The organism is Streptomyces milbemycinicus, assembly GCF_002154605.1.
Lineage (GTDB): Bacteria > Actinomycetota > Actinomycetes > Streptomycetales > Streptomycetaceae > Streptomyces > Streptomyces milbemycinicus.
This window is the reverse complement of the sequence record NZ_MUNE01000048.1, coordinates 1-6,015: the sequence shown is the minus strand read 5'-3', so window position 1 is coordinate 6,015 and position 6,015 is coordinate 1. Positions and strand designations below refer to the sequence as shown.

The window sequence follows — 6,015 nt, the reverse complement described above, 5'->3', positions numbered from 1 at the left end:
ACCCCGGCCTCCCCGGTGGCGGTGACGATCTCGCCGCTCGTACGGATCCCCTGGGCCACCGGGGAGGCCGGGGTCGGCTTCGTCGACGCGGGCGACATCGCCGCCGTCGCCGCACGCGCCCTCCTGGACGAACGGCCGCACGACACCGCGCACACCATCACCGGGCCCGAGGCGATCGGCTACGGCGACGCGGCGCGCATCATCGCCGAGGTGTCCGGCCGGGCCGTCCGCCATGTCTCGGTGGACACCGCGGCCCTGGCCGGGCGGCTGGCCGACGCGGGATACCCGAAGGAGTTCGCCACCATGCTGGCCGGGCTCGACGAGGCGGTCCGGCGCGGCGCGGAGGACCGTACGACCGATACGGTGCGCCGGGTCACCGGGCGCGCTCCCCGCTCCTTCCGCGACTTCGCCGTCGAGCACCGCGCGGAGTGGGCCTGAGCGTGGCCGGCGTCGTGGCCTACCGGAACAGGGCGTGCACGGCGTACGAGGCGCGGTCCCGGGCGCTGGGGGGCGCACTGTCCCGCAGCGCGGCCCACAGCACCCGGCTGTCGGTGAGCGGGCCGCCCGGCCTGACCAGCCAGATGTGGCCCTGCCGTACGCATCCGGGCCGGGGGCAGCGCAGCACCCGGCCCGGCCCGGCGGCGGCGACGGCGCGGCGGCGGCCGTGGCCCGACCCCTGCAGCCACGCCTTCCACTCGCGGGCCGAGCCGGGAGGTACGAGGAAGGAGAGCACTTGGCTGGCGGTGGCCAGCATCACCGGGCCGACCACCGCCTCGTGCAGCCGCAGCGTCCGGACCACGGCCATCCCGGTGCCCTCGGACATCCGGACCAGGTCGAAGAGCCGGCCCACCGGGAGGTCGGCGAGGCCGTTTCCACTGGCCCACTGCACACGTACCCGGCCGGGCTCCTCGCCGACCGACGACAGCAGCCAGTCGGCCGCGGCGGTCTCCACGCTGCCTCGCCCACGCATGTCGCCTCCCGTCTCCCCTGTTGACTCGTCCGCTCCGGTCGCACCGCCCCACCCTCGGCCCGGCCGTCTGTGCGCCTTACCGCGCCGTGCCGCGCCCTAACGCGTCCGCCCGAGCGCCAGCGTGAACCACACCTTCTTGCCCGGGCCGTCCCCGTCGGGCGCGTCGGTGCCCCAGTCGTTCGCCAGGCCGTCGACGATGGCCAGCCCCCGCCCGGACTCCTCCGTCTCGGCCGCCGTACGGAAGACCGGCCGGACCGGCGAGCCGTCGGCCACCTCGATGCGCAGCTCGTCCCCCGCGGGCTCCACGCCCACGGTGACGGAGACGGTGTCGCCGGGGCCGCTGCTGCCGTGCTCCACCGCGTTGGCGAACAGCTCATTGGTGGCCAGCACCGCGCTCTCCACGGCATGGTCGAGCTGCCAGTACTTCAGGAAGGCGGTGAGCATCCGGCGGACGGCGAAGGCCCGGTCGGTGCGGGCCGGGAACTCGGCCCGGAAGAAACGGCGGGTCGCCAAGGAGATCACCGGCCCCTCCCCGCCGGCCGCGCCCATCGCGCCTGTCTTGCCTTTCGGTTCTGTCTGGCCTGCTGTGTCTGTCGGGTCCGGCGGGTCCGGCGCGCCGATAACGCGCGCGGCGGTGGTGGTTGATGCCCCGGTAAGCGGGTAAGCGCATGCCTACGGCCCCCACCGCGGCATCCGCGCCGGGGGCGAGGGGTGCGCGCCCCTCGGCCCGCCCGCCGGGGCCGGCCGCCACGGGCGGCTGCGGCCCGGTCGCGGTGGCTGCCGGGTTGCGGCATGGATTCCTCCTTCGAAGACAGCTGGACTACGTCGGTCACCGTTCACGTAGACAAACGGTTGGACGGTCCGGTCGGCGAGGGGGCACGGGGGTTGTTCGGTTGTACAGGCGTAGTGGTTCGGGTCGCACGCCCGTCGGACTGTACGGTCCGGGCGTGGTGAGCGTGAGTGAGGACCGCCGGCAGGAGCCCTGCCCGGCCGTGCGGTCCGGTGTGGACGGCAAGCGGATTGTGGTCACGGGGGGCACACGGGGCCTGGGCGAGCAAATCGTGCGCCTGTTGTTGGCGGATGGCGCCTCGGTTGCCACCTGTGCGCGGTCCGAGCCCGATCTGGCGGCCCTGGCGAAATCGCTGCCCGACGGCCAGGGGCGGGAGGCGCTGTTCACCCAGGCGCTCGATGTCGTCGAGCCGGGTCTGCTGGAGGAGTTCGTCGAGGGCGCGGCGGAACGTTTCGACGGTCTGGACGGCGTGGTGGCCTGCGCCGGCGGCGCCCGTGGTGGCGGCCTGGAGGAGGCCGACGCCCACGACTGGGCCGCCACCTGGGAGTTGAACGTCGGCCATACCGCCCGGCTGGTGCGGGCCGCCGTGCCGTATCTGCGCGGGGCGCGCGGCACCGGGGGCGGGTCGGTCGTGGTCATCGCCTCCATCTCCGGCTGGAAGCCGGGGCCGCAGGCCCAGTACGGCGCGGCGAAGGCCGCCCAGATCCACCTCGCGGCCTCGCTGGCCCGTGAACTCGGGCCCGACGGGATCCGGGTGAACGCCGTCTCCCCCGGGTCGATGCTCATCCCCGGCAAGCGCTGGGACCGGATGCGCGTCGCGCAGCCGGAGGCGTTCGCCAGGTTCGCGACGGAGTTCCCGAACGGCCAACTGGTCGCGCCGCAGGAGGTGGCGCGGGTTGTCGCATTCCTTCTCTCGGACGCGTCCAGCGGTGTCTCCGGCGCCCATGTGCCGGTCGACCGGGCCCAGAACGCGCCCAGCGCGGAGGGCTATTAGGCTCCTTCCGCAGACCCCTTTGGCCTCGCCCGGGCCCTGCACACCCCCGGCGGAGCAGGGTCCGGACGAGGACCCCTTCCGGGCCGCATGGCGGTGGAGCCCGGAAGGAGCCAGGGAAGAAACGCCGCGGCGCGTATCAGGCGGCGGCGCCGAGCAGGGTCCGGGAGCGGAGCTCGAAGTCGCGGACCATGGGCTCGCCGCGGTGTGGCCGCAGCCGGGTACGGAAGTCACGCAGGGCCTGTACCGAGCGCTCGCTGTGCACCCCGCTGAGCGCCGTGAGCGCCGCGTCGGCGGTGCCGATCGCCTCGTCGAGCCGGTTCTGCTGGAGATGGGCGGTGGCCAGGACCGAGCGGCTGATGGCCTGGCGGCGGCGCCGGTCACCGTTGGCCCGCACCGACTCGTCGGCCGCGCGCTCGGCCTGCGCCGCGCTGCCGAGGTCGCGGAAGCACAGCGCGGCCTCGGCCGCCAGATAGTGGTGGTCGAGGAAGCGGACCCACTCCGACTCCGCCTCGGCGCCCCGGCTCGCGTCCAGCGCGGCGTCCGCCGAGCGCAGCGCGCGGGCCGCCTCGCGGGGCTCGTCAAGGGCGGCGTAGCCGCGGGCCGCCATGGCGTGCAGCCGCATCAGGCCCAGCGGGCTGCCCGTGTTCTTCGCGGTGGCCACGCCCACCCGGGCGAGTTCGACCCCCGCCTGGGGCTGGCCGAGGTTGGTGGCCAGATGGGACAGGCCGGCCAGGATCTGGCCGCCGAGGACCTTGTCGCCGCCTTCGGCGCACAGCCGCAGCGCCTGGGTCATATAGCGCTGGGCCAGGCCGTATTCGGCGTTGTCGTAGCTGCTCCAGCCGGCCATCGCGGCCAGCTTGGCCGCGGCGGTGAACAGCTGGCGCCGCTCGCCCGCGGGCACGCTACGGCGCTGGAGCATGGGGACGACCTCGGTCGACAGGTACAGGACGATGCTGGCGCGGACCTGGCCGCCGCCGAATCGGTTGTCCATCTCGTCGAACATGCTGATCGCGGCGCGGACCTGCTCGATCCGGCCGGCGTCGGCTGCCGCGGCCGGATCGCCGGCGGCCGGGCCGGTGGCGCACTGGTTCTCGACCAGCCACAGCAGCCATTCCCGCTGTGGGGTCACCAGCGCGCCGGCGACGAAGGGGACCGCGCCCAGCAGGCTGCGGCGGGATATGTCGGTGGAGCCGAGTTCGGCGAGCGTGTGCAAGGTTTCCGCCACGTCCTCCCGGTAGGCCAGCGCCCTGGCGACGACCGGGCGCTGTCGGTCGGGGATGAAGCCGAGCTCGGCGGGGGCCACCGGCCGGCCGAGCCGGTGGGAGAGCACGGCCGCGATCAGTTCCGGCGTCGTACCGCGCGGCTGGCCGCCCTGGAGCCAGCGGGTGACGGACGCCTTGTCGTAGTTGGAGGAGTGTCCCTGATGGCGCCCCAGCTCATTGACGCGCAGGGCCAATGAGGCGTATGAGCAGCCGGATTCCTTGAGGGCCGCGGCCAGGGCCTGGTTGGTGGCCGAGCCCCGGTGCCGGGTGCCCGGTGCGGCGCCGTTGGTCACCGCGGTCACCTCCGGCCCATGACGGTGCCGCGCGCCGCCGAGCTGCCGAGTGCCCGTAACGCCTTAGCGGAGAAAGGTGGTTGAGGGCACCGGCCGTGGTGCGTGAGATGGGTCACGTGCCCCACTATGCGCGTCGACAGTCTCAGCCCGCAAGCTTCGTCCTGATAATTTCAGAACGATCCGCATCGCTCTGTCCGGTGCTCCGAGGTCATGGCACACTGCACCCACATGACGGTGATTCCGGGAGGCAGGACGTGAGTGAGGCACGGCCGGGGAGCGCCGCCCCCACCGTCTTACGCATGGTCCTGGGCAAGCGCCTACGCCATCTGCGGGAGCGGGCCCACGTGTCTTTCGAGGAGGCCGCCCGGGCCGTCGAAGTGACTCCGCTGACGGTCCGCCGGATGGAGAAGGCCGAGGTCGGCCTGAAGATCCCGTACGTCAAGGAGCTGCTGCGGGCCTACGGCGTCCCCTCACCGGAGATCGACGACTTCCTGGACCTGACCCGGGAGGCCAACCAGCCCGGCTGGTGGCACCAGTTCCGCGATGTCGTACCGGAGTGGTTCAGCGCGTATGTGAGCCTGGAGAGCGAGGCCACCGTCATCCGCGCCTACGAACCGCACTACGTCCCCGGGCTGCTGCAGACCGAGGACTACGCCCGCGCGGTGCTGCGCGCCGGTTTCCCCAATGACACGGACGAGGAGATCGAGCGCCGGATCGCCCTGCGCGTCAAGCGTCAGCGCCTGCTCTCCAAAGCGGACGCCCCGGCGATCTGGGCCATCTTGGAGGAGACCGCGCTGCGCCGCCCGGTCGGCGGGGCCGAGGTGATGCGCCGGCAGATCGATCATCTCATCGAGGCCCTGGCGATGCCCAAGGTCCGGCTGCAGATCATGCGGTTCGCGGCGGGGCCGCACCCCGGGGCCTTCGGCCCGCTGCACTACTTCCGCTTCGGATTCACCGAACTGCCCGACGTCGTCTACACGGAAGGCGTCACCGGCGCGGTCTATGTGGACCAGCCGGGCGAAGTCGTCACCTGTCTCGAGGTGTTGGACCGGATGGCCGTCCAGGCCGAACCGGTCGGCGAGACGATTCCCATCCTGGCCGAACTGCGTAAGGAGCTCTGACATGACGGACCCGGTCTACAGCGGAATGCCGGCCACGGACCTCGGCACGGAGGGCTGGGAGAAGCCCTGGAGCGGCACCAACGGCGGCACCTGCATCGAGGCCAAGAAGCTGCCGGACGGCCGTGTCGCGCTCCGCCAGTCCACGGACCCGGCCGGACCCGCGCTGATCTACTCCCGGGCCGAGGTCGCCTCGTTCCTCGAGGCCGCGAAGGCCGGCCGGGCCGACTTCCTCATCGCCTGAACGGTCCCCGCCACCCCCTAACGCCACCCCGGCCGGCCGCCCACGAGGCCACCCCGTAAGCCGTCCCGGAAACCACTACGCCCGCACAACCGCACAACCCGGCCCCGGACTCCCCTCGAACGACCGGGCCACGCACACTGAATGCCCCGTGCGAGATCGACTGACGGCTGTATGAGATGACCGGGGTGGCGGGGATGGACCTTCACGAGGCTGCGCGGCACCGCGTTCTGATCGTGGAGGGCTGTGCCGGCGCCACCCGGGCCGGGCTGCTGACCTGGCTGGCCCACCGCCACGGATTCGCCGTCGAGCGCTCGCCCGCCGAGCTGCCCGCGCTCGACCCGGCG

7 protein-coding genes are annotated in these 6,015 nt (G+C 73.2%); 4 read left to right on the top strand and 3 right to left on the bottom strand.

The features are described 5' to 3' along the window. Positions 1-438, top strand: a 438-nt coding sequence (locus tag CCN51_RS04595) for a Rossmann-fold NAD(P)-binding domain-containing protein (RefSeq protein ID WP_483883435.1), incomplete at its 5' end; no start/stop codon positions are given. A gap of 19 nt (positions 439-457) precedes the next feature. On the opposite strand, the gene CCN51_RS04590 is transcribed toward CCN51_RS04595, so the two are convergent. Together CCN51_RS04590 and CCN51_RS04585 are read right to left on the bottom strand one after the other, a co-directional pair. Further along, positions 458-970, bottom strand: coding sequence for a hypothetical protein (locus CCN51_RS04590; RefSeq protein ID WP_014181468.1), 513 nt, complete (start codon positions 968-970; stop codon positions 458-460). A gap of 96 nt (positions 971-1,066) precedes the next feature. Further along, positions 1,067-1,492, bottom strand: coding sequence for an ATP-binding protein (locus CCN51_RS04585; RefSeq protein ID WP_063647686.1), 426 nt, complete (start codon positions 1,490-1,492; stop codon positions 1,067-1,069). A 434-nt stretch (positions 1,493-1,926) separates the two neighbouring features. Here CCN51_RS04585 and CCN51_RS04580 point away from each other — a divergent pair, with 434 nt between their 5' ends. After that, complete coding sequence (locus CCN51_RS04580; RefSeq protein WP_405385157.1) at positions 1,927-2,754, top strand: SDR family NAD(P)-dependent oxidoreductase; 828 nt, start codon at positions 1,927-1,929, stop codon at positions 2,752-2,754. A 136-nt stretch (positions 2,755-2,890) separates the two neighbouring features. Here CCN51_RS04580 and CCN51_RS04575 read toward each other — a convergent pair whose 3' ends face one another. Beyond that, positions 2,891-4,318 (bottom strand): NsdA family TPR-like regulatory protein, encoded by a 1,428-nt coding sequence (locus tag CCN51_RS04575; RefSeq protein ID WP_043488075.1) that lies wholly within the window; start codon positions 4,316-4,318, stop codon positions 2,891-2,893. A 290-nt stretch (positions 4,319-4,608) separates the two neighbouring features. Between CCN51_RS04575 and CCN51_RS04570 the strand changes: the two genes are divergently transcribed. Next, entirely contained in the window at positions 4,609-5,430 is an 822-nt protein-coding gene (locus CCN51_RS04570; protein WP_014181464.1) for a helix-turn-helix domain-containing protein, read from the top strand. A gap of 1 nt (position 5,431) precedes the next feature. After that, positions 5,432-5,671, top strand: coding sequence for a DUF397 domain-containing protein (locus tag CCN51_RS04565; protein ID WP_014181463.1), 240 nt, complete (start codon positions 5,432-5,434; stop codon positions 5,669-5,671). The last annotated feature ends 344 nt before the right edge of the window (positions 5,672-6,015 follow it).